25 protein-coding genes are annotated in these 23,040 nt (G+C 63.1%); 13 read left to right on the top strand and 12 right to left on the bottom strand.

Going from position 1 to position 23,040, the window contains the following annotated elements:
- Positions 1 to 26: 26 nt before the first annotated feature.
- The 4 genes from ppk2 to KVY23_RS14285 all read right to left on the bottom strand — a co-directional run bounded on the left by ppk2 (position 27) and on the right by KVY23_RS14285 (position 3,829).
- Positions 27 to 902, bottom strand: coding sequence for a polyphosphate kinase 2 (gene ppk2 / locus KVY23_RS14300; RefSeq protein ID WP_374108726.1), 876 nt, complete (start codon positions 900 to 902; stop codon positions 27 to 29).
- Positions 880 to 2,283: a hypothetical protein gene (locus KVY23_RS14295; RefSeq protein ID WP_230557147.1), complete on the bottom strand. Its 1,404-nt coding sequence runs from the start codon at positions 2,281 to 2,283 to the stop codon at positions 880 to 882. The genes ppk2 and KVY23_RS14295 overlap by 23 nt, the downstream gene beginning before the upstream one ends.
- Positions 2,284 to 2,289: 6 nt before the next feature.
- Complete coding sequence (locus KVY23_RS14290) at positions 2,290 to 2,688, bottom strand: hypothetical protein (RefSeq protein ID WP_075837920.1); 399 nt, start codon at positions 2,686 to 2,688, stop codon at positions 2,290 to 2,292.
- Between the two features lie 193 nt (positions 2,689 to 2,881).
- Positions 2,882 to 3,829, bottom strand: coding sequence for a sugar-binding transcriptional regulator (locus KVY23_RS14285; protein WP_206510317.1), 948 nt, complete (start codon positions 3,827 to 3,829; stop codon positions 2,882 to 2,884).
- Positions 3,830 to 4,054: 225 nt separating this feature from the next.
- On the opposite strand from KVY23_RS14285, the gene KVY23_RS14280 reads away from it, so the two are divergent.
- The 5 genes from KVY23_RS14280 to KVY23_RS14260 are packed head-to-tail and all read left to right on the top strand — an operon-like array spanning position 4,055 to position 9,498.
- Positions 4,055 to 5,047, top strand: coding sequence for an NAD(P)-dependent alcohol dehydrogenase (locus KVY23_RS14280; RefSeq protein WP_187346694.1), 993 nt, complete (start codon positions 4,055 to 4,057; stop codon positions 5,045 to 5,047).
- On the top strand, positions 5,044 to 5,808 hold the full coding sequence (locus KVY23_RS14275) for an SDR family NAD(P)-dependent oxidoreductase (RefSeq protein WP_230557146.1): 765 nt from the start codon (positions 5,044 to 5,046) through the stop codon (positions 5,806 to 5,808). Before KVY23_RS14280 ends, KVY23_RS14275 begins: the two co-directional genes overlap by 4 nt.
- Before the next feature lie 34 nt (positions 5,809 to 5,842).
- The gene (locus tag KVY23_RS14270) at positions 5,843 to 7,393 is read left to right on the top strand and encodes a sugar ABC transporter ATP-binding protein (protein WP_230557145.1); all 1,551 of its coding nucleotides are present in this window, start codon (positions 5,843 to 5,845) and stop codon (positions 7,391 to 7,393) included.
- On the top strand, positions 7,390 to 8,409 hold the full coding sequence (locus tag KVY23_RS14265; RefSeq protein WP_075837918.1) for an ABC transporter permease: 1,020 nt from the start codon (positions 7,390 to 7,392) through the stop codon (positions 8,407 to 8,409). The genes KVY23_RS14270 and KVY23_RS14265 overlap by 4 nt, the downstream gene beginning before the upstream one ends.
- Positions 8,410 to 8,457: 48 nt before the next feature.
- Positions 8,458 to 9,498, top strand: coding sequence for a substrate-binding domain-containing protein (locus tag KVY23_RS14260; protein WP_230557144.1), 1,041 nt, complete (start codon positions 8,458 to 8,460; stop codon positions 9,496 to 9,498).
- A gap of 16 nt (positions 9,499 to 9,514) precedes the next feature.
- Here the strand turns inward: KVY23_RS14260 and KVY23_RS14255 are convergent, their stop codons facing one another.
- Positions 9,515 to 10,771, bottom strand: coding sequence for a DUF4185 domain-containing protein (locus KVY23_RS14255; protein ID WP_230557143.1), 1,257 nt, complete (start codon positions 10,769 to 10,771; stop codon positions 9,515 to 9,517).
- Between the two features lie 215 nt (positions 10,772 to 10,986).
- Here KVY23_RS14255 and KVY23_RS14250 point away from each other — a divergent pair, with 215 nt between their 5' ends.
- Positions 10,987 to 12,363: an NAD-dependent succinate-semialdehyde dehydrogenase gene (locus tag KVY23_RS14250; protein ID WP_230557142.1), complete on the top strand. Its 1,377-nt coding sequence runs from the start codon at positions 10,987 to 10,989 to the stop codon at positions 12,361 to 12,363.
- A 51-nt stretch (positions 12,364 to 12,414) separates the two neighbouring features.
- Here KVY23_RS14250 and KVY23_RS14245 read toward each other — a convergent pair whose 3' ends face one another.
- Positions 12,415 to 13,257, bottom strand: coding sequence for a helix-turn-helix transcriptional regulator (locus KVY23_RS14245; RefSeq protein WP_230557141.1), 843 nt, complete (start codon positions 13,255 to 13,257; stop codon positions 12,415 to 12,417).
- A 55-nt stretch (positions 13,258 to 13,312) separates the two neighbouring features.
- Between KVY23_RS14245 and KVY23_RS14240 the strand changes: the two genes are divergently transcribed.
- Positions 13,313 to 13,690 carry a VOC family protein gene (locus tag KVY23_RS14240; RefSeq protein WP_230557140.1) on the top strand — a complete coding sequence of 126 codons (378 nt, stop codon included), beginning with the start codon at positions 13,313 to 13,315 and terminating at the stop codon, positions 13,688 to 13,690.
- A 25-nt stretch (positions 13,691 to 13,715) separates the two neighbouring features.
- Here the strand turns inward: KVY23_RS14240 and KVY23_RS14235 are convergent, their stop codons facing one another.
- Entirely contained in the window at positions 13,716 to 14,120 is a 405-nt protein-coding gene (locus KVY23_RS14235; protein ID WP_230557139.1) for a hypothetical protein, read from the bottom strand.
- 70 nt (positions 14,121 to 14,190) lie between these two features.
- On the opposite strand from KVY23_RS14235, the gene KVY23_RS14230 reads away from it, so the two are divergent.
- The gene (locus KVY23_RS14230) at positions 14,191 to 14,832 is read left to right on the top strand and encodes a hypothetical protein (protein ID WP_230557138.1); all 642 of its coding nucleotides are present in this window, start codon (positions 14,191 to 14,193) and stop codon (positions 14,830 to 14,832) included.
- A 50-nt stretch (positions 14,833 to 14,882) separates the two neighbouring features.
- Here the strand turns inward: KVY23_RS14230 and KVY23_RS14225 are convergent, their stop codons facing one another.
- The 5 genes from KVY23_RS14225 to KVY23_RS14205 are packed head-to-tail and all read right to left on the bottom strand — an operon-like array spanning position 14,883 to position 18,628.
- Positions 14,883 to 15,968: a galactokinase gene (locus tag KVY23_RS14225; RefSeq protein ID WP_230557137.1), complete on the bottom strand. Its 1,086-nt coding sequence runs from the start codon at positions 15,966 to 15,968 to the stop codon at positions 14,883 to 14,885.
- On the bottom strand, positions 15,965 to 17,056 hold the full coding sequence (gene galT, locus KVY23_RS14220; RefSeq protein ID WP_230557136.1) for a galactose-1-phosphate uridylyltransferase: 1,092 nt from the start codon (positions 17,054 to 17,056) through the stop codon (positions 15,965 to 15,967). Before galT ends, KVY23_RS14225 begins: the two co-directional genes overlap by 4 nt.
- 2 nt (positions 17,057 to 17,058) lie before the next feature.
- A complete protein-coding gene (locus KVY23_RS14215) occupies positions 17,059 to 17,448 on the bottom strand; it encodes a hypothetical protein (protein WP_230557135.1) in 390 nt (129 codons plus the stop codon).
- Positions 17,449 to 17,499: 51 nt separating this feature from the next.
- On the bottom strand, positions 17,500 to 17,997 hold the full coding sequence (locus KVY23_RS14210; RefSeq protein ID WP_230557134.1) for a nitroreductase family deazaflavin-dependent oxidoreductase: 498 nt from the start codon (positions 17,995 to 17,997) through the stop codon (positions 17,500 to 17,502).
- A gap of 19 nt (positions 17,998 to 18,016) precedes the next feature.
- Positions 18,017 to 18,628, bottom strand: coding sequence for a TetR/AcrR family transcriptional regulator (locus KVY23_RS14205; RefSeq protein ID WP_230557133.1), 612 nt, complete (start codon positions 18,626 to 18,628; stop codon positions 18,017 to 18,019).
- Positions 18,629 to 18,799: 171 nt separating this feature from the next.
- Between KVY23_RS14205 and KVY23_RS14200 the strand changes: the two genes are divergently transcribed.
- From KVY23_RS14200 to KVY23_RS14180, 5 genes are all read left to right on the top strand, one after another.
- Entirely contained in the window at positions 18,800 to 19,729 is a 930-nt protein-coding gene (locus tag KVY23_RS14200; protein ID WP_230557132.1) for a metal-dependent hydrolase, read from the top strand.
- Between the two features lie 11 nt (positions 19,730 to 19,740).
- Complete coding sequence (locus tag KVY23_RS14195; RefSeq protein ID WP_230557131.1) at positions 19,741 to 20,877, top strand: hypothetical protein; 1,137 nt, start codon at positions 19,741 to 19,743, stop codon at positions 20,875 to 20,877.
- Positions 20,878 to 20,975: 98 nt separating this feature from the next.
- The gene (locus tag KVY23_RS14190) at positions 20,976 to 21,233 is read left to right on the top strand and encodes a BatC protein (RefSeq protein WP_230557130.1); all 258 of its coding nucleotides are present in this window, start codon (positions 20,976 to 20,978) and stop codon (positions 21,231 to 21,233) included.
- Positions 21,230 to 22,489, top strand: a complete 1,260-nt coding sequence (locus KVY23_RS14185) for a cupin domain-containing protein (RefSeq protein ID WP_230557129.1) — start codon at positions 21,230 to 21,232, stop codon at positions 22,487 to 22,489. Before KVY23_RS14190 ends, KVY23_RS14185 begins: the two co-directional genes overlap by 4 nt.
- A 58-nt stretch (positions 22,490 to 22,547) precedes the next feature.
- Positions 22,548 to 22,964, top strand: a complete 417-nt coding sequence (locus KVY23_RS14180) for a VOC family protein (protein ID WP_230557128.1) — start codon at positions 22,548 to 22,550, stop codon at positions 22,962 to 22,964.
- The last annotated feature ends 76 nt before the right edge of the window (positions 22,965 to 23,040 follow it).

Genomic DNA, 23,040 nt, shown 5'->3' with positions numbered 1-23,040 from the left:
ACCTCTCGACCTTTCCGGCGCGAACCTCAATACGGCGTCGGGATCCAATGCAATGGTTGCCTCGGCGCCTCGTAACCGCTTGCGCCCCGCCGCTCCGGAAGGGTGATGCGGGGACGCTCGGGTGGTTCGTACGGGATCTGACTCAGGAGGTGGCTGATGATGTTCAGTCGACCGCGCTTCTTGTCGTCGTTGACGGCGACATACCAAGGCGCCCAGCCGGTATCGGTGAGGTGGAACATCTCGTCACGCGCCCGCGCGTAGTCGTACCAGCGGGTGTAGGACTCCAGATCCAGATCCGACAGCTTCCATGTCTTCCGCGGGTCGTCGATGCGGTTCTGCAACCGAAGCGTCTGCTGTTCCTCGCTCACCTCGAGCCAGTACTTGAGCAGAATGATCCCCGAGTCGACCATCGCACGTTCGACGGCCGGGGTCAGCTGAAGGAACTGTTTCGCTTCATCCTCGGTACAGAAACCCATCACCCGTTCGACGCCGGCGCGATTGTACCAACTGCGGTCGAAGATGACAACCTCCCCGGCGGCCGGGAAGTGCAGCAGATACCGCTGAATGTACATCTGCGTCTTCTCACGATCCGTCGGAGCCGGCAGGGCCACGACGCGAAACACCCGCGGACTGACCCGCTCGGTGATTGCCCTGATCACTCCGCCTTTCCCTGCGGTGTCGCGCCCCTCGAACACGATGCAGATCTTCGCACCCGAAAACTTCACCCACTCCTGCATTGCGACGAGTTCACCGTGAAGCGGACGGAGCAGTCGGCGGTACTCCTTGTTCTTCATGGGTTTGTCGTTCTTCAGGGGCTTGTCGCTCGACGGCCCGGGGAGTTGGTCGGCGTGGGGCATAGGCAAGTCGCGTTCAGGCTCGTCATGCTTCGACTTCTTTTTCAAGGCTTCTCCCTCCGCCCGTGGACGAGGCGAACACTCGAGCCGGTCGGACGAGTAGTTCAAGTCCCGCGAGGGCCAGCACTACGCCGAGAACGATCCACAACACGACCATCCCCGTGGGGTACGGCCAGAACATCAGCACCACCGCTCCTACTCCGATTATGAAGTACTGCAGCGGAATTCGCACTTGATTCGCCCAACGTTCAACCCCGTTCGGTGGCCTGCCGCTTCCCGATCGGCGGAAGGCGTCAAACACCTGCCCGTAGCCGCGACGCACGGCTTCGGCGGATGCCGAGCCACCGATGAGGTAGGCGCCGATAGCGACCACCAGACCGAGGACTGCAACCGCGCGCAGGCTCGTGCGGAGCGGAACCAAGACGGTGTCGATCACCGCAGACGCAGCATCGGGTGAGAGAACATCGGCGGGAACGCTGGCGAGGTAGCTCGCGCGTCCGACGAGTAGTCCGATTGCCAGAACAAGCATCCCCAGTGCGATCGACAACCCTACGAGGCCCAGTGCACGGAGCCTCCTGCGCGAGGGCGCGAGGGCGACAGCGGCTGCAGCGCAGGCGATCCCCAGCCACGGCAGGATCACAGAGGCACGATCGAGCGCGGAGACGGCTCGCTGTGCCTTCACCAATTCGGGTGACTGGAACAACACGAATTGTTTGTCCACCGCAGGGATCTCGTCGACGAAGGCGAAACCGCGCTCGGTCAGTGCGGCCTTCACGTTGTCGATCACTGTGCCCAGGGAGATACTGACGGTTCCGCTCTGGTCGACCGCAACCGAGCTCACGCCGTAGTTGCCAGTCATCACCGAGACGAGTGCGTCGTGTGCGGCCCGATTCGCCTGGACCCAAAGATCTTCGAACTGCTGGGACTGCACTAGCGAACCGACGGTGTCATGGACGAAGTTTCTTGCCTGGCTGGTGATCACGGGTGTGAGTCCGATAACGGCCTGATCTAGGCGCGGAGCGTTCGCGGACGCGTTCGACACTTCGGTCAGCGCAGTCAAGGCATTCTTGGTGGTCCCCTCGACGTCGACCCGGGTGAAGATCTCGTCGGTAATCTGGTTCGTGATCTCCGCCTGGATGGCCGAATTCTCACCGAGGGGTGCGACCGTGGCCACGTAGCGGTCGGTGTCGAGGATCTGACTTCTCGTGAAGCGGGCGGTGACCGATGCGATCGCCAGAACAGCGACCAGAACCAGCAATATTGTGACCGCCGTCCAGCGTAGCCCGTTCCGCGGTGAACGCTGCACGCTAGGGCCGGCGACGGCCTCGCCACCGGCCCCAGCGCGCAGTGTCGATACTTCGTTGCGTAGCCGAAGAAGTTCAGCGCGTTCGTCCTCGTCGAGCGGGTTTGCGCTCGCTACGTTGTCCATCGCATGTCAGACTCTTTCAGGATTCCACGTCGCGACCGCCCAAATCACAACCGCGTTCAACGCGATGATCGTGATCGACCACAACGGGTAAAAAGGCAACCACATGAAGTTCACGATGATCGACAGGGCGCACACCATTGCCGCACCGACGCGCGCCCAGGTTGCTCCGGTGAACAACGCCGCACCGACTGCAGCCACGATCACGCCGAGCACGAGATGTATCCATCCCCACGTCGTGACGTCGAGTTGGTAGATGTATTCGTCGCCGACGACAATGAGATCGTCTTTGGCGATAGCAGAGATTCCCTGCAGGGCTTCGAGTATGCCGACGGTGAGGAGGAGAACCGCCCCTGCCATCGAAGTTCCCTTTGCCGCACCTTGGTTGACCAGAGTTCTATCAGACATGATCGTTCCCCTTGCCGCACTCGCATGGACGAACTGGGAAAAATAACGGTACTCTCGTGGCATCTTGTTGTCAGGGAATTGATAGGACCAAGAAATGTCTTCTGGGTGACAATGTGGTAAGAGAATTCAACGGGCAGATAAGCCGTCAGCCGATCTCGAATTACGCCGACACCCGAATCTCAGCGACACCCGACTAGCGCACGAGTCCGGCGGCAGTTCCGGCGTCGATGATCAGCGAGGAGACCAGCCCGGATTCGAGGACCGACCGGACGGCCGCGAGCTTCTTCTCACCCGCCGCGATGGCGACGACATGGTCGATGCCGCGGAGAGTTTCCTCGGACACGCCGATGCGGCGGTCGGCCAAGCCTTCGACGTGGTTGCCCTCGGCGTCGAGCAGCAGCGCGCACGATTCAGCAACGACTCCCCTGTCTGCGAACTTCTCGGCCTCCTCCGGCGCCAAGAGATCGTACACCTGAGAGAGCCCTGGGCTCCACGAACCAATGGAGACAACTGCTTTCGTCACCGAAGCATGATGTTTGAGTGTTTCTTTGATCCCTCGGCTGCGACGCAGTGCGGCGCAGGTGCTCGCCTCCGAGACCACGAGCGGAGCGTACATCGACCACGCTCGCCCCCCTCCGAGTTCGGTGATGCGGCGGACCAGGTCGGCGGACGTAGCACCGACGGCGCCCGCCATTCCCGTCAACTGCACGACGTCGCACGCAGCGATGGCGTCGATGTGCGTCGCCATCCGTGAGAGCGTGCGCCCACAGTCGACACCGAGAACATCAGCAGCGGTGACGATCTCGCTCAGCAGATCGGCGGTGACGCGTCCGACGGCATCCCAGAGCTCGTCCTGTTCGTCGCTGGCCGTGCGCACCGCGAAGGCCATTCGCAGCCCGAACTTGTCCTTCAGTGCGCGTGAAAGGTCGATGTCTATCGATTCCGGTGCGTGCACGGTGATCTCGACCATTCCCGACGCGACGGCGTCTTCGAGAATGCGAGCGACCTTGAAGCGCGAGAGGTCGAACTCCTCGGCGATCTGAACCCGAGTGCGTCCGTCGAGGTAGTAGCGACGAGCGATCAGGCCGCGCTGAATGAGCTCCTCGGGTCCGACTCTGCGGACGTCGATCTCCTGCGGCATCCCCCCACCTTTCATGTGAATGGCCACCATCATCCTCCCATGCGCTCACATGGGCAAGGCCGTTGACATATGAGCAAACAACGATGCATGATCCTCTTCACCATTCACATGAGCAGTGAGGTAGATCATATGAGCATGCTCGACGACGCCACCCTGGAGCGCGTTGGAAAGAACATCACGACGACCGACATATCCCCACCTGCGTCGTCGATGCGCGCGAGCGTGATGACCGGGGTACGCACGCTCTCGATCGAAGACCGCCCCGTCCCGAAGCCCGCTCGCGAGGAAGTACTCATCGAGGTCGCCGCCGTCGGCGTCTGCGGATCGGACGTGCACTACTACCGCGAGGGCCGCATCGGCGACTTCGTCGTCGATGACCCGATGATCCTCGGTCACGAACTGTCCGGCCGCATCGCTGCAGTCGGCGAGAGTGTCGACGCGGGCCGCATCGGTCAACGCGTCGCCGTCGAACCCCAGCACCCCTGCCGTCGCTGCGCGCAATGCATGGCTGGCCGCTACAACCTGTGTCCGCAGATGAAGTTCTACGCGACGCCGCCCGTCGACGGAGCGTTCTGCCGGTACGTCACCATCGACGCCGACTTTGCGCATCCCGTACCGGATTCGGTATCCGACGAGGCAGCCGCCCTGCTCGAGCCGCTGTCCGTAGCGGTGGCGACGATGCGCAAGGCCGGCATCGTTCCCGGGTCTTCGATTCTCATCGCCGGCGCCGGTCCCATCGGCATCATCACCGCACAGGCCGCCCGAGCCTTCGGGGCCGCACGCATCGTCGTGTCGGACCCGGTCGAATCCCGCCGTGAACGAGCCAAGGAGTTCGGCGCGACCGAGGTGATCGACCCGATGAACCAGGACGTCGCAGCCCTCGACCCACAGGTCGATGTGTTCGTCGACGCCAGCGGCGCAGTTCCGGCCGTACAGAGCGGCATCCGCGCCGTAGGCCCCGCCGGTCGAGTGGTACTCGTCGGAATGGGCGCCGACAATTACCCGCTCCCGGTCAGCCACATCCAAAACCTCGAGATCACGGTGACCGGCATCTTCCGCTACACCGACACATGGCCGGCGGCAATACATCTCGTCGCCTCCGGTCTGGTCGACCTCGACCGTCTCGTCACCGGACGCTACGACCTCGAACACGTCGCCGATGCTCTCGACAGCGACAACGACCCAGCCAGCCTCAAGTCGATAGTGGTGCCTGCATGAACAACAATCCATTCGATCTGACCGGACGTACCGCCATCGTCACCGGAGGGAACCAAGGACTCGGACGCGCCTTCGCCTTCGGGCTGGCCGCCGCCGGCGCCCGCGTCGCCATCGCCGGACGCAGCGCCGAACGCAACGAGAAGGTCCTGGCCGAAGCCGCCACCGCCGGATACGAATTCACCTCGATCACCGCCGACATCACCCGCCGCCCCGATATCGAGAGGATGACCGCAGAAGCCATCGATGCACTCGGACACGTCGATATCCTCGTCAACAACGCGGGGACCTGCTACCACAACGACTCCTGGGATGTCACCGAGACTGAATGGGACAATGTCTTCGACCTGAACGTCAAAGCACTATGGGAGTGCACGATCGCCATCGGCGCGCATATGCGCGAACGGGGCAGCGGATCGATCGTCAACATCGGATCGATGTCCGGAATCATCGTCAACCGTCCGCAGATGCAACCTGCCTACAACGCGTCGAAGGCAGCGGTGCATCACCTCACGAAATCACTTGCTGCCGAATGGGGTCCGCTGGGAATTCGCGTCAATGCCGTGGCCCCCGGGTACTGCAAGACGGAGATGGCACCGGTCGACCGCCCCGACCTGAAGAGGTACTGGATCGACGACGCGCCGATGCAGCGTTACGCCCTGCCGGAGGAGATCGCGCCGAGCGTGGTGTTCCTGGCCAGTGACGCCGCCAGCTTCATCACCGGATCAGTACTGGTCGCGGACGGGGGCTACACGGCATGGTGAGTACCGAAGCTGCCAGCACCGTCGGAGGTGCACCGTGACCGCACTGCTCGCCTGCCGTGAGGTGACCAAGAGTTTCGGCGGCGTACCCGTCCTGAAGGGCATTTCGCTCGACCTCGAGCCGGGCACGGTGACCGCGCTCGCCGGTGAGAACGGCGCAGGCAAATCGACCCTGATGAAGATCGCCACTGGCCAGTTGCGCGCAGACACGGGCACGGTGACGATCGGCGAACACACCTTGTCCTCCGGCGATCCACGCGACGCGGTGCGCCGCGGCGTGGTGATCGTGCCTCAAGAACTCGCGTCGATCGACGACATGACCGTCTACGAGAACATGTTCGTCGGCCGCGAGATGCGCAGGGGGATCTTCCTCGACCGCCGGGCCATGATCAAGGAAGCCGCCGAAACACTGGGCGTCTTCGACGTGACCATCTCGCCGACCGCGCGGATGGGTTCACTACCCGTCGGGTTGCGCCAGATCATCGAGATCGTCAAGGCCGCCCGGACAGGCGCCCAGGTCGTCATGCTCGACGAGCCGACCTCCGCCATCTCGGAACGGGAGGTCGAAGGCCTCTACAAGGTGATGCAGCAGCTGCGTGATCGCGGAGTGGCCATGGTTTACACGACGCACAAGATGGCCGAGATCAGGGCGATCGCCGACCGCGTCGTCGTTCTCCGAGACGGCAAGCTCATCACCGACGAAATGCTCGGCGACATCACCGATGACGAGATCGTCACCGCAATGATCGGACGCGAACTCGAAAATCTCTTCCCCAGTGTCGGTTCCGCTACCGACGAAGTGGTTCTGGAAGTCGAGAACCTCCAGGTAGTGGGCGCGTCGGGGCCGGTGAACCTCACGGTACGACGTGGTGAGATCGTCGGACTCGCCGGACTCGTCGGCGCCGGACGCACCGAATTGCTGGAAGCACTGTTCGGGATGCGCGCCGTCAGCTCCGGTTCGGTCGAGGTCGCTGGGAAGAGCGTGCCGAAAGGCAAACCCGCCGCGGCGATCACCGCGGGCATGGCCATGGTGCCGGAGGATCGCAAGGTCAACGGCGTCGTGCTGTCGATGAGTGTGCTCGACAACGGATCACTACCCCGGTTGTCCTCGTTCGACGTCGCGGGATGGCTGCGCAACAAGGCACGCTCGGAGGCAGTATCGAGCGCGATGGACTCGGTCCGGTTGCGTAGTCGCGGCCTGAGCCAGAGCGTCGGCACTCTGTCCGGTGGAAATCAGCAGAAGGTGGTGCTGGCGCGATGGCTCACCGGTACGGTCAACGTGCTTCTGCTCGACGAACCGACTCGCGGTGTCGATGTCGGCGCACGGTCCGAGATCTACCGCATCATAACCGAATTCGCCGAACGCGGAATGGCCGTCGTCATGGCGTCGTCGGACATGCCTGAAATTGTCGGTCTCTCGCATCGCGCGTTCGTCATGCGCGAGGGCAGGTTCGTAGGTGAGCTCGACCGGGACGCGCTCGACCATCCAGAGGTGCAGGATTCGGTGTTCCGTCTGGCCACCGCCCTGGACACACGCACAACCGACCCGGCCACGACGCCGTCGTCACTCGAGGAGGCATACCAGTGAGTACACCCGTTGCCGAAAAGGACTCTGAGCAATCCAGTTCGGCCACAACGGGAGGACCGGCGCGCCGATTCTCCAGCGCTTGGGCGGGAGCCATGGCCATGCGCTATTCCATGGTCATCGTCATGCTGCTCGTCATCGCGTACTTCTCCTACCGCAGTGCGCGATTCGGAACCGTCGACAACCTGCAGACCATCCTGGTCGCCGCCGCACCGTTCGCGCTCATCGCGCTCGGCCAAACACTCGTCATTCTGACGGGAGGCATCGACCTGTCCGTCGGCAGCGTCATCGCGGTCTCGGCCATGGCTTCGGCTGCGGTCGCCAAAGCCAATCCCGGCCAGGTGTACCTGACGGTGCTCGTGGCGATGGCAGTCGGCCTCATCGCGGGATGCATCAACGGATTTCTCGTCTCTCGCATCAATGTGCCACCGTTCATCGCGACACTCGGTATGCTCACAGCCGGTTCGGGTTTCGCATATGTTATCGGTGGAGGCGCACCCATCAATGGACTCCCCGCGGAGTTCGGCCAGATCGCCAACACCAAGATTCTCGGCCTGCAGATCCCCGTTCTGGTGATGATCATCGGCATCATCGTGCTGGCGGTGGTGATGAAGCGGACCGCCTATGGCATGCGCGTCTACGCTGTCGGCGGCAACCGTACCGCGGCCGAGATCGCCGGAATCAATGCCAAGAACATCCTTTTCAGCGTATACGCGCTCTCCGGTCTGCTCGCCGGTTTGTCCGGCGTCATGCTCGCATCGCGGGTCATTTCCGGCCCTCCCAACCTGGGCCAGGGCTACGAACTCGATGCGATCGCGGCAGTGGTCATCGGCGGCGCCAGCCTCATGGGTGGACGCGGAACCATCTGGGGTACCGCGCTCGGCCTGCTGATGATTCAGACGCTCAACAACGGTCTCGACCTTCTCATCGTTCCCGCCTACTGGCAGGACGTCATCAAGGGCGTGCTCATCGTTGCGGCCGTCTCGGTCGACGTCTGGTCGTCCAAAAGAAGAACGTGACACAGCCCCTTCCCTGAAAGAACCACACCCCTCGATCTGGAGATGACAATGAAGTTTGCTTCCAAGATGCTGACCATTGCAGCCACCGGTCTGCTCGCAGTCGGCGTCACCGCCTGCGGAGCCGGCGATACCAGCGCACAGGACGGCAAGACCCGCATCGGCGTCACGGTGTACGACATGAGCTCGTTCATCACCGCGGGAAAGGAGGGTATGGACACCTATGCCGCCGCCAATGACATCGAGTTGCTGTGGAACTCGGCCAACAACGATGTCTCCACCCAGGCCAGCCAAGTCGACTCGCTGATCAATCAGGGCGTCGATGCCATCATCGTGGTACCGGCACAGGCAGATTCGCTGGCCCCGCAGGTACAGGCGGCAACGGACCAGGGCATTCCGGTGATCGCCGTCAACGCCGCGCTCGAGTCCGACCAGATCTCCGGCAACGTCCAGCCCGACGACGTCGCCGCCGGCGCGCAAGAAATGCAAATGATGGCCGACGCCCTCGGTGGCCGCGGTAACATCGTCATCCTCCAGGGCCCGCTCGGTGGCTCCGGAGAAATCAACCGCGGCGCCGGTATCGACCAGGTTCTCGCGAACTACCCGGAGATCAACGTCCTCGCCAAGGACACCGCCAACTGGAAGCGCACCGAGGCGGTCAACAAGACCAAGAACTGGCTCTCGAGCTTCGGCGACCAGATCGACGGAGTCGTCGCACAGAACGACGACATGGGACTCGGAGCGCTGCAGGCGCTGAAGGAAGCCGGACGAACCGATGTCCCGATCGTCGGCATCGACGGTATCGAGGACGGGCTCAACGCCGTCAAGAGCGGCGATTTCATCGGCACATCGCTGCAGAACGGAACAGTGGAACTGTCCGCCGGTCTCGCCGTCGCCAACCGCATCGCAAAGGGTGAGGACGTCGACACCGAACCCGTCTACGTCATGCCCGCCGTCACGGCCGAGAACGTCGATGTGGCCATCGAGCACGTGGTGACCGACCGTCAGGCATTCCTCGACGGGCTCGTCGAGCTGACGGATGAGAACCTCGAATCCGGCGACATCGCCTACGAGGGCATCCCCGGGCAGTAAAACGCCTCACCGTTCTCTAGCTCAGCAGATCCAAGTTGGTCTCGAGCAACATCACGTTGTAGTCGACCCACCGCGATGCCGTGAAGTACAGCTTGTTCCCACTGGTGAGGGGATGAATGTAGGGCGCGTAAATGCCGCCCGCCGTCTCCAGCGGGCTGAGCACCGTCCGCGGCGGACCCCACGGCCCCTCCGGGTTCTCGGCGGTCCGGGCGACGATGGTGCGCTGAACTTCGTTGCCGTACATCATCACATAGCGTCCCAGGTAGTCGTTCCACGCGACGGACATCTCGCTCACCGGTTCGGGAACCACCGAGACGGAGTCACCGACTTCCGTCGACCACGGTTCCTCCTGATCCTGCGTCGAGTATTCGTACGCGTTCAGATCGAGAATGTCCTCAGGCAGCACTCGGGCAAGGAAGGCTGCGCCGAAACGCCCGTTGGGTGTTCCGAATTGATAGATGTAGCCGTCCTCACCCTCGACGTAGGCGTTCATCTGATACTTGCCGTTGCTCTCCTCGACCTGAGGGAGTGTGGGAATGGTGATCCCGGCGTTGACCCGCACCGTTTCCGTTGCCGTTACCCAGTTCTGGCCGTTGTCGACGGAAGTGGCGATCGCCGAGAAATTGGTGACCCACCGGCCGGGCGAACCCCACTCGCGCACCGACATGTAGTTCAAGTATTGGACGCCGTCGATCGCGATTGCGGCTGTCGGAATGACGGTGTCCTCGACACCGGCGATACCGAGACTCGAAATGATCTCGCTGGCGAACTGCGGATTCTCGGGTTGGACTACCGCACCTGAGGTCACATCACCGGGAATGCCCGGTTCGATCGAGATACCGTCGGACAAATTGGTGTCGTCGGAGCGCATGAGAGCGTTGCTGCGCCACTGTGTACCCGGAATCGAGCAGTTTCCGAACGTGTCGCCGAACGCCATCAGCGTCTGGCCGGAGCCATTGTCCCAACTGATACCGAGATCGGTACCTGAGATACCGAAGCGGTCGTAGGTGTCGTTTTGGCTGCGCGGGCCCGTCACCCAGGCAACCGATGTCGAGTTGCCGGAGATCGTGGGCAGCGGGCCCTGGGGGCCAAGCGGGTCCCGGCCTGGGTCGCCGCCGGAGCTGCCGGACGATCCGAACAGCGGCGACGAGCCCGGACTGCCGATACCGCCGCACGGTTCTGCAGACGCCACGGGCGCCGAGAGGACGGACAGCCCGCTTGCAACCAAGGTGAGGACGGTGCCTACCACGATCTGTCGACTACGAGCGCGCATACACGACCTGACCCTTCACGTGTGACTGCTGTGACGTATGTGACTGACGTGGTGAGTGTGGCGCAATTCAACGGCCTGCGCAACAAATCACGCGTGTCGAAGCTTGACAAAACGAATGCCAACGTTGTGATTCACGGACACCGCTGCGACCAGCGAGGAAGCCTCAATTCGACTCAGCAGGAACAAGCCCCCGCCCCCAGCCCGTTGCACTAGGTATGACAACCTACAAAACTGTCAATCCCGCCGACGGCACAACCGTCAAGGAATTCGAAACCCTCGATGGACCGGGCGTCGAGCGTGCCCTCGCTTCGGCGCACGCCGGCTACCAGACATGGCGCGCCACGTCGCCGCAGCATCGCGCGGACACCCTCCGCAAGGTCGCCGACATCTACGACGAACGGTCCGACGAACTGGCGCGCAGCATTTCGCTCGAAATGGGTAAGCCATTGACCGAGTCGAAAGGCGAGGTCGAACTGTCCTCGGCTATCTACCGGTACTACGCCGACAACGGACCGAAGTTCCTCGAAGAAGAGCAGCTCGACGTCCCCGGCGCGGAAGAGTCTGTGCTGCAACGCAAGCCGGTGGGCGCCCTCGTCGGCATCATGCCCTGGAACTTCCCGTATTACCAGGTCGCCCGATTCGCGGGCCCGAACCTGATGCTGGGCAACACCGTGCTGCTCAAGCACGCGCCCAACTGCCCGCAGTCCGCTCTGCTCATGGAGGAGATCTTCCACCAGGCAGGCCTACCCGCCGATGCCTACATCAACATCTTCGCCACCAACGAGCAGATCGCGGACATGATCGCCGACCCTCGCGTGCAAGGTGTTTCGCTCACCGGTAGTGAGCGGGCCGGAACGTCCGTCGGCGAGACCGCGGGCCGCAACCTCAAGAAGGTCGTGCTCGAGCTCGGCGGCTCCGACGTGTTCATAGTCCTGGACAGCGACGACATGGACGCCACCGTTGCCGCGGCCACGCGCGCAAGATTGTCGAACGCCGGTCAGGCGTGCAATGCCGCCAAGCGCATCCTCGTCACCGAGCCGTACTACGACGAGTTCGTCGCCAAGCTCACCGAGTCGTTCGCGGCCACCGCGACCGGTGATCCGCTCGACGAGAGCACCACGCTCGGGCCCCTGTCCTCGCAGACCGCCGCCGACAACCTGATCGAGCAGATCGACGACGCCGTCGCCAAGGGCGCGACACTGCTCACCGGCGGCAAGAAGATCGACGGACCGGGAGCCTTCGTCGAGCCGACGTTGCTCGCCGATGTCACACCGGACATGCGCGCCTACGGTGAGGAGCTCTTCGGGCCGGCCGGTGTCATCTACAAGGTCGCCGACGCCGACGCGGCGATCACCCTGGCCAACGAGTCTCCATTCGGGCTGAGCGGCTCGGTGTGGAGCGCCGACCTCGATGGCGCCCGCGCAGTCGCAGAGCAGCTCGATGTCGGCATGGCCTTCGTCAACGAGCACGGAACCACCCTCCCTGGACTCCCGTTCGGCGGTATCAAGCGCTCCGGCGTCGGCCGCGAACTCGGGCCGTGGGGAATGGACGAGTTCGTCAACAAGAAGCTCGTGCGAGTGTCCAAGAAGTAAGTAAGAACCCGAGACACAGGCCGCGCCGAGCGAGTATCGGCGCGGCCGTGTTCAACTCTGATACGCACGCGGCGATACCCCGACGAGTTCGGTGAATTCGCGCGTGAAATGCGCTTGGTCGAACCAGCCGTACCGCGCGGCGAGGTCGGCAAGGGAACCGGTGTAGCCGGCGTCGAGATCGCTGACGACATCGTGGATGCGGTATCGAGCGAGAACCCACTTGGGCCCGACGCCGATGTACCTGGCGAACAGTCTCTGTAGCCGCCGAGAACCGATTCCGCACCGTTCCTCGACCTGCCCGACGCGAGTCAACGTCCGGTCGCTCAGCATCATCGAGATGACCTCGAGGACTTGGTCGTATTCGGGGTCAGGGGCACGGTGGAGGACGTCCAGAGCCGAATCGGCCAGCTCCCGGCAGGCATCTGCAGTCAGATTCGGTCCGAGTGCGCCCAAGGCGTCGACGGTTTCCGACGAGATCGCCGACGGCGGTGCAACCGGTACGTCGCGCAGAGATCGAGCGTTGATCCCAGTCAGGCTGGTGAAACCACCGGGACGAAACTTCATACCGAAGACCCAGCCTGTCTCGGCGAGCGTCACGTCGAACCGGCGAGTGAGCAGACCGGTCACGACAACGGGACCGCCGAGCGCATCGACACCATCACGCACCCATCCCCGCTCGACGCTGAGAGTGCATGCGGGATGCGGAAGCGTCGAGCTGCGGTAGAACGTTTCCGCTGGTAGCTCCCAGTGCAACAGCCAGTAGTTCTCCACCCAAGGCGCGAGCGACGGTGCGCACGGTAGCCGAACGAGGTCGACACATTTCGCCAACTGGTCGGGACGAAGAACACCGGCAGTGGTCGCCGTCGAGCCTGTCGCGTTTTTCCTATCCGGCACGCATCGAAGTTTAGGAGGATGGACCGACAAGCAACGGCTACGAAGGAGACCAACTGTGAGCGCTACACCGGTCGCAACGCTGAAGATGGTCACCCTGGACTGCGCAGATCCCGAGGCGAGTGCGTCGTTCTGGTCATCGCTCCTGGGCTGGAGCATCGTCCACGCGGAGAAGGACTACGCGATGCTCCAGGGGCCGAGCAGCGCGCTCGGCTTCGGACGCGTCGAAGACTATATTGCGCCGACCTGGCCGAATGCGAACGGCAGCAAGCAATTCCACTTCGATCTCGCTGTTGCCGATCTCGACGCTGCCGCAACCGCCGCAGTCGAACTCGGCGCCTCGCTCCCCGACGATCAACCGGGCGAATCGTGGCGTGTCCTTCTCGACCCGGCTGGACACCCGTTCTGCCTGACGAACGCGGAGAACTGGGGTTGACGGCGCCGACGCTCGGACACAGCAGTCAGAGCTTGCGGACGTGCGTGGTGTCCAGCACCAACAGCGCGGCCCCCTGTATCACCACGGCTACCCCGTTCGCGCGGGCCACGTCGGCGGTGATGCGGCCAGCGAACCGGGGCCGGCGGGCTACCAGGTACGCACCCCCCAGTATGTAGCCCACGTCGAGGCCCACGTTCACCAGCAGTATTTTCCGCAGCTTGGACGAGGTCGGCGTGCGAAGGCGGGATGCCACCCCGGCGATCGCGAGATCGATGGCACCCCATTCCGCGGTCTGCATCCCGAATGCGCGAACCATCGGGCGGCTGCTGGTGGCGGCAGCGATCGCACCGGCGACGACGCTGCCCCCACCCCATACGGCGAGAGCGCGCCCGAGTTGGGAGGCGACGAGTCTGGCGTTCTCCGAGTCCATGGTCAGTCAGTGTGCCGTCGATCGAGTCGAATGGGAACCTTTCGAAACGGATGTAGTTGAATCGACTGCCATGGCATCGAACCCCGTTTTCACCTTTCCAGCCGACCGTGCACAGCGCACGACACTGCTGTCCGGCTCGTCACCGGCCGAGCGACTGCGTTTCTGGACGCTGACCGAACACATCGCTTACCCGGACGTGCGCAACATCGTCGCGGACTACATCAACTCGACGATCTCCGACCCCGCGAATACACAGCGCCACCGCTGGACCGTCGAGGCGCTGACACCGTCGGGATCCGATCACGAGCGACGCCTGCTCACAGTGACCTGCGGCAACCTCGAGACGCTGTTCGTCACCGAGTACAGCAACGAGGCGGACGACACGATCGAACTCGAGATGACCGTCAATACCGCGATCCCCGGTGGGTACACCGCCCAGCAGCTCGACATTTCGACCGATGTCGTCTCCGCGACGCGCGGCAGCTACTCCTCGCACGAGGTGTGGACGTGGCGAATCGACCTGGGCGCGCTCCTGACCGACGATGCGGAAGTCGACTTCGGAATCGACGACGAATTGTTCGACGATCTCGCCTACACCCTCAATACACAACTGATGAGCGGCGACGCTCAGCCGGAGACGACCGATCACAGCGAGGATCTCGCATCCGACCTCCTTGCCGAGGCCTACCGCCAGCTGGTCGACGCCATGTGATGCGCTCCGCGCATGTGAGTGGAAATACGTGCACCACTATGGATTTCCGCTCACATGCGGGAGGCGCCTCTGCCGGCGCGCGCGGTGAAGATCGTGGGCGAGGGAAATCCGCCTGCAGTGGTATCACCGGTGATCGAGTCGGTGATGGCGTCGATCTCGGATGCCGGAACAATGGCGATGACGCAGCCGCCGAAGCCTCCGCCGGTCATGCGCGCGCCGAGAGCACCATGCCGGACCGCAGAGGCCGCGATGAGGTCGATGTGGGGTGTGGTGATCTCGAAGTCCTTGCGCATGGACTCGTGCGATCGAATCATCAGCTGCCCGACACGCGGGAAGTCCGAGGCCGCCAACCCCTCTGCGCAGTCGAGTACCCGCTGATTCTCGGACAGAACGTGCCGGACCCGGCGACGATCGACGACCCCCTCGATCTCGTCGAGAACCTCGCGGCCTTGCACGTCGCGCAGTGAGCCCACCCCCAACATCCGCGCCGCCCGAGTGCAGGCTGCACGACGTGAGGCGTACTCCCCCGTGGTGTGCTGATGCACTGCATGGGAATCGACCACCAGAAGTGTGAGTCCGTGCGCCGCAAGGTCGAAGGGGACAAGCTGAACCGAGGTGGACTCGAAGTCGACGAGCAGCGCCCGATCGGCTTCGCCGTACATCGAGGCCAGTTGATCCATCAGCCCGGTCGGGACTCCGACGAAGTCGTTCTCACCGTGCTGCGCAATCCGTGCGGTCTCGCTGCGATCCAATTCGGTTCCGGTAGCGGCGTTCATTGCCAGCAGTGCTGCGCACTCGAGGGCAGCCGAGGACGACAACCCTGCGCCGACGGGCACATCGCTCGTCACCGACATCACGCCGCCCACCACCGGATGCCCCGCATCGGCGAGCGCCCACAGAGCCCCTGCCGGGTACGCCGACCAGCCATCGAGATCACCAGGGCGTATATCGGTGGAAAAGGACACCGCGCCGTTCTCTCGGTCACTCGACACGGTCACAGAATCGGACCCGTCGGGCTCGAACCGAACGGTAGTGCACCGCTCCAGCGCGATGGGCAACGCGAAACCCAGGTTGTAGTCCGTGTGCTCGCCGATGAGGTTGATGCGGCCCGGTGCTCGCGCAGCGAAAGCACTCACGACGCCGCGCTTCTGAGCCTGTCTGCGGCCTGCTCCGGCGTCACGTCGGTGACGAACGCGTCCATCGCGGATTCGGATGCAGCGAGATACTTCAGTTTCGTCTCCGACCGCCGGATCGACATCAACTCGATGTGGAAGTAGCCGTGCGCCTGAATGCCCTCGGTTCGATACTGGTGCAGCGCCGAAATATACGGCAGCGGAGTGGGATACAGTCGATCGAAACGGCCGAGCACATCGAGATACACCGACGTCAGAGCGTCCAGTTCGGCGTCGGTCAGCTCACTCAGGTTGTGTACGTGACGATTCGGGTAGATGTGTACCTCGACAGGCCACCGCGCGGCGAACGGTACGAAGGCCGTTACATGTTCGTCGGAAACGAGTATACGACGGCCGTCATCGATTTCTCCGCAAAGTATGTCCGCAAACAGGTTTCGGCCGTACATTTGCGCGAACTCCCGCGCTTGTCGCAGCATCGACACCGTCCGCGGTGTCAGGTACGGATATCCGTAGATCTGACCGTGCGGGTGCGGGAGCGTCACCCCGATCTCCGCGCCGCGGTTCTCGAAACAAAAGACCTGCTCGACGCCGGTCAACGCGAACAGCGCCGCGGTCCGCTCACGCCAAGCGTCCATGACCAGCCGCGCGTGAGCGTGGCCGAGCTCGGCGAAGGACGTCGTGTGCTCGCTCGAGAAGCAGATAACCTCGCACCGGCCGACTCCCGGGGCCGACACAGCATCGTCGATGGGCGCCGGTGCGTCGTCGCCAGCGCCCGACAGGCTGGGAAATCGGTTCTCGAACACCACGACGTCGTACTCGGCTGCAGGCACCTCACTGCGATCACCGTTCGGCGACGGACACAGCGGACACTGATCGGCCGGCGGCTTGTATGTCCGCTCCTGTCGCACCGCAGCGATCGCGACCCAGTCGCCGGTCTGGCGGTCGCGCCGAATCTCCGACGGCGCGGTATCGGCGCGCGCTGGCAGCGGACGAACATCCGGAACCGGACGAGCGGTGTTGCCCGCCAACGAGAAGAACAGGATCTCACGTCCGTCGGCCAGCTCGCTGCGAACGGTGCGCGTGGTGGACATGACTATCGCAGCGTGTCGAGAACGCGACGGTGATCGTCGGTCAGCGCACTGGCCGAACCGTCGACGACGCGAACCAAGGTGAAGGACGCAAGTGCGGCGCGTTCACCGTGTTGGTCGATGGCAACATCGACGGAAAACGAGCTCCGCCCGACCTTCGCTACGGAGACTTCGACGTCGGCGATACCCACCAGGAGCTCGCGGGAGAAGTTCGACGTGACGTTGACGATCATCACGTCCATCGCCGTGAAGCGCCCGGCACTGGCGTGGCTCAACGCATCGGCCCAGGCCTGGCTCGCGAGCTCCAGCGCCAAGTACGCCGGGACGTGTGCCGCCTCGACGGCCGAACCATCTCTGGCCGGTCGATGGGTCAGCGGGAGCGTGGCTCGATACATCGTTGGCACGCTACCGGCAGGACTCGATCGGCTCGGAACTGCAACGCACATTCAACTCGCGACCGCCCCTCGGGGTTCGAGAACGACCACCGGTATCACGCGCTCAGTCCAGGACTGATAGTTCGCGAAGTCGGCATACAGCTGCACCAGCTGCGGCCACAACCGCGCCCGCTCGTCCGCCGACGCCGTATGGGCACGGACATTGGACCGATCGTTTCCGATCTGAATCCAGGTATCAGGGCTATCGACGAGATTCCGATACCACTGCGGATTTTTGGGCATACCACCTTGTGACGCCACCACGACCACGTCGTCGCCGTCTCGGAGATACAGCAGCGGTGTCGTGTACGACGTGCCTGATTTCCGGCCCGTGTGGCCGAGCAACAGAACCGACACCGGCTTGCGGAACCCGCTACCGATTCGCCATTTCCCTCCAACTCGCCCGCCGGTGCGCTGATACAGCCAGACCTGCGCCCGAGACGCATACTTGAGCACCTTCGGTACGAGCGGAGAATCCAGTTGAGGCGGCCGCTTCGGCGATGTCGTCATGGAGCGAAGCCTAGGCCGCCTATTGAGGTCTTTCTTGAGCGATGATGGCCGATCCCATCCAGCGGCGAAGAAATCTGCGCAGATCATCGTCGTCCCGCGGAGGATTACCAGGGGAAACGAAGAACGATTGCATCGTTCGGAGGACGTATTCGACGAGTTCCTGCAGGGATGCATCGTCGTACCCGTACGACTCCCAGTCGACGTCGAAGCGCCTGATCATGGTCAGGCCGAATGCACGCGCTTCGTGGGAGGTGAGTCCCTCCGGATGGACGTTCGAGTGAGTGCCAGTGAGCAGTATGCCCAGGTGTGGGGTTCGACGGACTTCCGCGAGCGTGTAGACCACTCCCTCGGTCATCGCCTCGACCGGGTCTCCGATGCCTTTCACGTGGATCGACAGCCGCTCGAGAAATCCGTCGACCGACGCAATGGCCGCCGCTCTCAACAGAGCCTCGGCGCTGGGAAAATAGCGATACACCGTCTGCCGGATGACGCCGAGCGATTCCGCGACGTCGGCAATGCTCACAGCTGATCCCGTCACTGCGATCAGATCTACTGCCGCGGCGACGATTCGCCGGGCCGCCTCGTCATCGGTGTCCGGTGGACTGCCGTTCCATCCGCGTCGTCGCGCCACGTCCCGCTTCCTCGGTCGAAGGGTTTTCGACGCTACCACGGGCATCTGGTCGAGAGATGCACGAAAACTATCATACAAAGCGACAGCAATGTGTATGGTTGCATCATTCGCACGCTCGACCAGCCCAGCTCAGCCGAATCGCATTCGCTTCCCGAGAACGAGGTATCGACGGTGACCGATCTACATGTGCGCAAGATGCGCTTCGCCTTCGCCGACTATGACGTGCCGTTCCTCTGGAACGAAGAGAATCCGGCCTTTTCGAGCATGGCCAACGCGGTCTCGTTCTTGGCGATCGGCTTCGAAAAGATGATCGTGCAGATGATCAGCGAGGCCAAGCCCCACATCACCGACCCCGCGATCGCCGAGGAAGCAATCGCGTTCGTACGTCAGGAGGGGCAGCATTCGAGCGCCCATCGTCAACACGCAAAAGGCTTGATCAAGGCATATCCACAACTCCAGGAAACGCTCGACGACGTCATCGGCGCCTACGACAAGCTCACCGCGGAGACCTCGCTGAAGTACCGGCTCGCCTACACCGCCGACCTCGAAGCAACGTTCACCCCGGTCTTCAAGTTGATGCTCGACAACGATTCGACGCTGTTCCAGCCTGGAGACGACAGAGTCGCGTCGTTGTTCATCTGGCACTTCGTCGAGGAGGTAGAGCATCGAAGCTCGGCGCTGAAAATCTTCAGTTCCATCGTCGGAAGCGACGTCTACCGGATGCGTATGGCGCCGTCGATATTTCGGCACGTTCTGCATGTCATCAAGATTGCGTGCGAGGGCTTCAATCGGCACGTCCCGCTGGACGAGCGGAAGATCGATGCGCTCGCAATGTTCGCATCGCACCGACGCGCACAGCATCTGAAAAAATGGACACCGCTGGTGAGTTTCGAGGACCACGGCCCGATGCCGCGCGCATTCGACCATCTGCCGATCGGTGAGCAACTCACCGCGTTGGTGGGAGTCGTCCGCAGCCAGCTGCCGAAGCACAACCCGGACCACGAGAAACTTCCCGAACTCGCTGACCGGTGGTTCGAACGTTTCGAGGACGGCTACGACGTCACCCGCTGGTACACGGCCGAGAACGCTTCGTCGAAGTAGGGGCAGGACAGATGGCAGATCATTGCGCACCGACCTTCGATTCCCTGGCCACATCCCTCGGCTTCTCGTGTTCCGAAGCCGGTGGACTGGTCGAGTTCCGAAACCCGCTCGCGCTCGAAAACTGGACACTTCCCGTCCTCGAGCTCACCATCATTCTGGGCGCAGTGCTCGCGCTCGTAGTTGCCATCGTGCGCCTCCGACGGCACGGCGACCCCACCAGCCTGGTCCTGTGGTTCGGTGCCTGCGCATACCTTTTCATCATCGAACCGCCCTTGTATTTCCCGGCTGCGTTCGGAATCGACGAACACGTCGACACGATGTTCGCGCACAACGTGTTCACCGTGGAATTCATGTGGGGCCGACTACCGCTGTACATCATTGCGATCTACCCGTTGATGGCCACGATCGCCTTCGAGATCGTGAAAATGTTGGGCATCTTCCGTCGATACGGTGCACTCGTCGGTGCAGTCTGCGTCGGGTTCGTGCACCATGCGTTCTACGAAATCTTCGATCACCTAGGGCCCCAGCTCAGATGGTGGGCATGGTCGACGGACAACCCACTCAACCAACCTATGTTCGATTCGGTTCCGCTGGGGAGCGTCGTGGTGTTCGCCGCACTGTGGCCGATGTCGCTCGCATTCTGTGTCCAGTGGTTCGTCGGTCGACACGTCGACGAGGGCAAGCGCTTCGATGGTCTGCAGTTGGTGTGGCTCACGCTGGTCATCGGTGTTCTTGCGTCACTGGGTACGTTCATTCTCCCGCTCCCCGCGACGGTCCTCGGGGTGGGAAGCGACACGGTTCGGGGTTTCCTGTACGCAGCAGAACTGCTGATCCTGACGATTGTCGCAATCATCGTGTTGACGCGTCAGTGGACGCGGCTGCGGAAGGGGGTTGCCGATGCTCCCGTGTACCGGAACCGGTTCGTACAGGGCTACGCCGTGGTGTACCTGTGCATCATGGCGTTGTTCTGGATCAGCGCTCTGCCCGATTTCTTCGGCGCAACCGATGGCGTCACCGGCAACAACGATCCCATCGGGAATCTCTGGTACACGCTGGCCTGCTTCGCTATTGCGATTGCGACTGTCGCTGCAACATTCACCTCGGCGACGGTCCGAGTCGGTTCCCCGACCACTCCAGCGAGCGCATGACAGGAAACAACGCTCGTACAGTGTTTGGAAGCGGGCGGTATCGACAATACTGTCCGCGGACCGTGAGGTTCCTCGACCCGTAAACGGAAAGGCACTCGATGAGCATCAACGATGACGACATCACCACAACCGGTACGAGCGGCGGCGAAGGACCTGCTGACGGCGGATCCAACCCCGAGGGCCACGACGGCGGCGCCGACGGCGCTGCAAAGCCGGGCGAAGGACCTGCCGACGGCGGATCCAACCCCGAGGGCCACGACGGCGGCGCCGACGGCGCTGCAAAGCCGGGCGAAGGACCTGCCGACGGCGGATCCAACCCCGGCGGCCACGACGGCGGCGCCGACGGCTCGGCTTGAGCAAGCCCGCAGCTGACGAGCGCGGATCGGATCCCCGGTCCGCGCTCGCTCGTCTGATCTCCGTCGACGGCAGCGTCTTCGCCGAGGACCATTGGGGGCGTTCGCCTCTCCTGTCTCGCGCGCGCGAGCTACCCGGCCCGTTCGAGGATTTGATGACGCCCGCCTCGGTCGACGAGCTCGTCTCGCGTCGCGGAGTGCGGACTCCGTTCGCGCGCATGGCCAAGGACGGTGCGCTCCTGGACAAGAACGAGTTCACCGCATCCGGTGGATTCGGGGCGAAGATGCCCGATCAACTCGATTCCGCTTCGGTGCTGTCGGCCTTCGCCGACGGTCACACCCTCGTCCTTCAGGGACTTCATCGTCTGTGGCCACCGCTGATCGACTTCGTGCGCGATCTCGTCGACGATCTCGGCCACCCCGCCCAGGTGAATGCGTACATCACACCGGCCTCATCGAAGGGCTTCTCCCCGCATTACGACGTGCACGACGTGTTCGTGCTGCAGATCAGCGGCGAGAAGCGCTGGGTCCTACATCCGCCGGTACACCCACATCCGCTGTCGAATCAGCCGTGGTCGGATCGCCGCAGCGCCGTTGAAGAACGCGCGCGCGAGACACCTTTCCTCGACACGGTGCTAGCGCCGGGCGACTGCCTCTACCTTCCTCGCGGATGGATCCACTCTGCCGAGGCATTGGGCGAGACGACGATTCACCTCACCCTCGGGATTGCCTCCTTCAACCGTTTCGACGTCGCGCATCACCTCCTCGCTCTCGTGCAAGACGATCCCGCGCTGCGTCGGCCGTTGCCCGCCGGCCTCGATCTGACGGATCCGGATGCAGTCCTTCCGCATGTGGGTCGCGTCATCGACGAGGTCCTCTCGAGGCTCCACGACATCAAGAACGACCCCGAGGCCAGACGCCGCATCGCGGAACGACTGGGACGACGGTTCGTCGAGATCACGCGCCCCGAGCCCGTCAACCCGCTGCATACGGTCTCGTTCATGACCGGACTCGACGCGGACAGCATCGTGCTCTGGCGTCGAGGCCTCACCGCGCGCGTCCGCGAGGACGACAGCCGGGTCCATCTGACCCTGAGTTCCAAGACTGTCTCACTTCCAATCGAGGCCTCTGCCGCAGTAGCTCGGCTTCGATCGGGGAAGCCCTGCCGAGTGGGCGATCTCACCGGTCTGGACGAGGGCAGTGCCATCGTCGTTGCCCGACGCCTGCTGCGCGAGGGAATCGTGGTCCCGGACTCCTGACGCGGGCGGTCGCGGCGCCTTACGATTGACCTCTCACCAACCGACGAGGAGACGGATCATGCCCACCCGACTCAACCCGTATCTGAATTTCCGCGGGACCGCCCGTGAAGCAATGGAGTTCTACCAGAGCGTATTCGGGGGTGAACTCGCGATGAACACCTATGCAGATTTCGGCACCACCGAGGATCCCACCGAAAAAGATCAGATCATGCACAGCCAACTCGAGTCGCCGTCTGGTTTGACGATCATGGCCGCTGACACCCCGGCAAGCATGGCCCTCAATGTCGGCGACAACGTCTCGGTTTCGTTGAGCGGCGAGGACGAGGACGAGCTCACCGGCTACTGGGACAAACTCGCCGTCGACGCGCAGAACACCATGGGCCTGAACAAGGCACCGTGGGGCGACACCTTCGGCATGCTCACCGACAAATTCGGCATCAACTGGTTGGTCAACATCTCCGGCAGCCAGGGATAGATTTCGAGAAGGGGCTCCACCCGGCGGGTGGGGCCCCTTATTGCTGCCTTCATTCCATATTCGACACATCACATTT

Source organism: Rhodococcus sp. I2R (assembly GCF_020889545.1).
Classification (GTDB): Bacteria; Actinomycetota; Actinomycetes; order Mycobacteriales; family Mycobacteriaceae; genus Rhodococcoides.
The sequence above is the reverse complement of the archived record's forward strand: the minus strand, read 5'-3'. Positions and strand labels throughout refer to the sequence as shown.

Excerpts from the sequence above, each read along its gene's own strand:
- KVY23_RS14295 (WP_230557147.1), bottom strand. The coding sequence starts at position 2,283 with ATGGACAACGTAGCGAGCGCAAACCCGCTCGACGAGGACGAACGCGCT.
- KVY23_RS14290 (WP_075837920.1), bottom strand. The coding sequence starts at position 2,688 with ATGTCTGATAGAACTCTGGTCAACCAAGGTGCGGCAAAGGGAACTTCG.
- KVY23_RS14285 (WP_206510317.1), bottom strand. The coding sequence starts at position 3,829 with ATGCCGCAGGAGATCGACGTCCGCAGAGTCGGACCCGAGGAGCTCATT.
- KVY23_RS14280 (WP_187346694.1), top strand. The coding sequence starts at position 4,055 with ATGACCGGGGTACGCACGCTCTCGATCGAAGACCGCCCCGTCCCGAAG.
- KVY23_RS14275 (WP_230557146.1), top strand. The coding sequence starts at position 5,044 with ATGAACAACAATCCATTCGATCTGACCGGACGTACCGCCATCGTCACC.
- KVY23_RS14260 (WP_230557144.1), top strand. The coding sequence starts at position 8,458 with ATGAAGTTTGCTTCCAAGATGCTGACCATTGCAGCCACCGGTCTGCTC.
- KVY23_RS14255 (WP_230557143.1), bottom strand. The coding sequence starts at position 10,771 with ATGCGCGCTCGTAGTCGACAGATCGTGGTAGGCACCGTCCTCACCTTG.
- KVY23_RS14250 (WP_230557142.1), top strand. The coding sequence starts at position 10,987 with ATGACAACCTACAAAACTGTCAATCCCGCCGACGGCACAACCGTCAAG.
- KVY23_RS14235 (WP_230557139.1), bottom strand. The coding sequence starts at position 14,120 with ATGGACTCGGAGAACGCCAGACTCGTCGCCTCCCAACTCGGGCGCGCT.
- KVY23_RS14230 (WP_230557138.1), top strand. The coding sequence starts at position 14,191 with ATGGCATCGAACCCCGTTTTCACCTTTCCAGCCGACCGTGCACAGCGC.
- galT (WP_230557136.1), bottom strand. The coding sequence starts at position 17,056 with ATGTCCACCACGCGCACCGTTCGCAGCGAGCTGGCCGACGGACGTGAG.
- KVY23_RS14215 (WP_230557135.1), bottom strand. The coding sequence starts at position 17,448 with ATGTATCGAGCCACGCTCCCGCTGACCCATCGACCGGCCAGAGATGGT.
- KVY23_RS14210 (WP_230557134.1), bottom strand. The coding sequence starts at position 17,997 with ATGACGACATCGCCGAAGCGGCCGCCTCAACTGGATTCTCCGCTCGTA.
- KVY23_RS14195 (WP_230557131.1), top strand. The coding sequence starts at position 19,741 with ATGGCAGATCATTGCGCACCGACCTTCGATTCCCTGGCCACATCCCTC.
- KVY23_RS14190 (WP_230557130.1), top strand. The coding sequence starts at position 20,976 with ATGAGCATCAACGATGACGACATCACCACAACCGGTACGAGCGGCGGC.
- KVY23_RS14180 (WP_230557128.1), top strand. The coding sequence starts at position 22,548 with ATGCCCACCCGACTCAACCCGTATCTGAATTTCCGCGGGACCGCCCGT.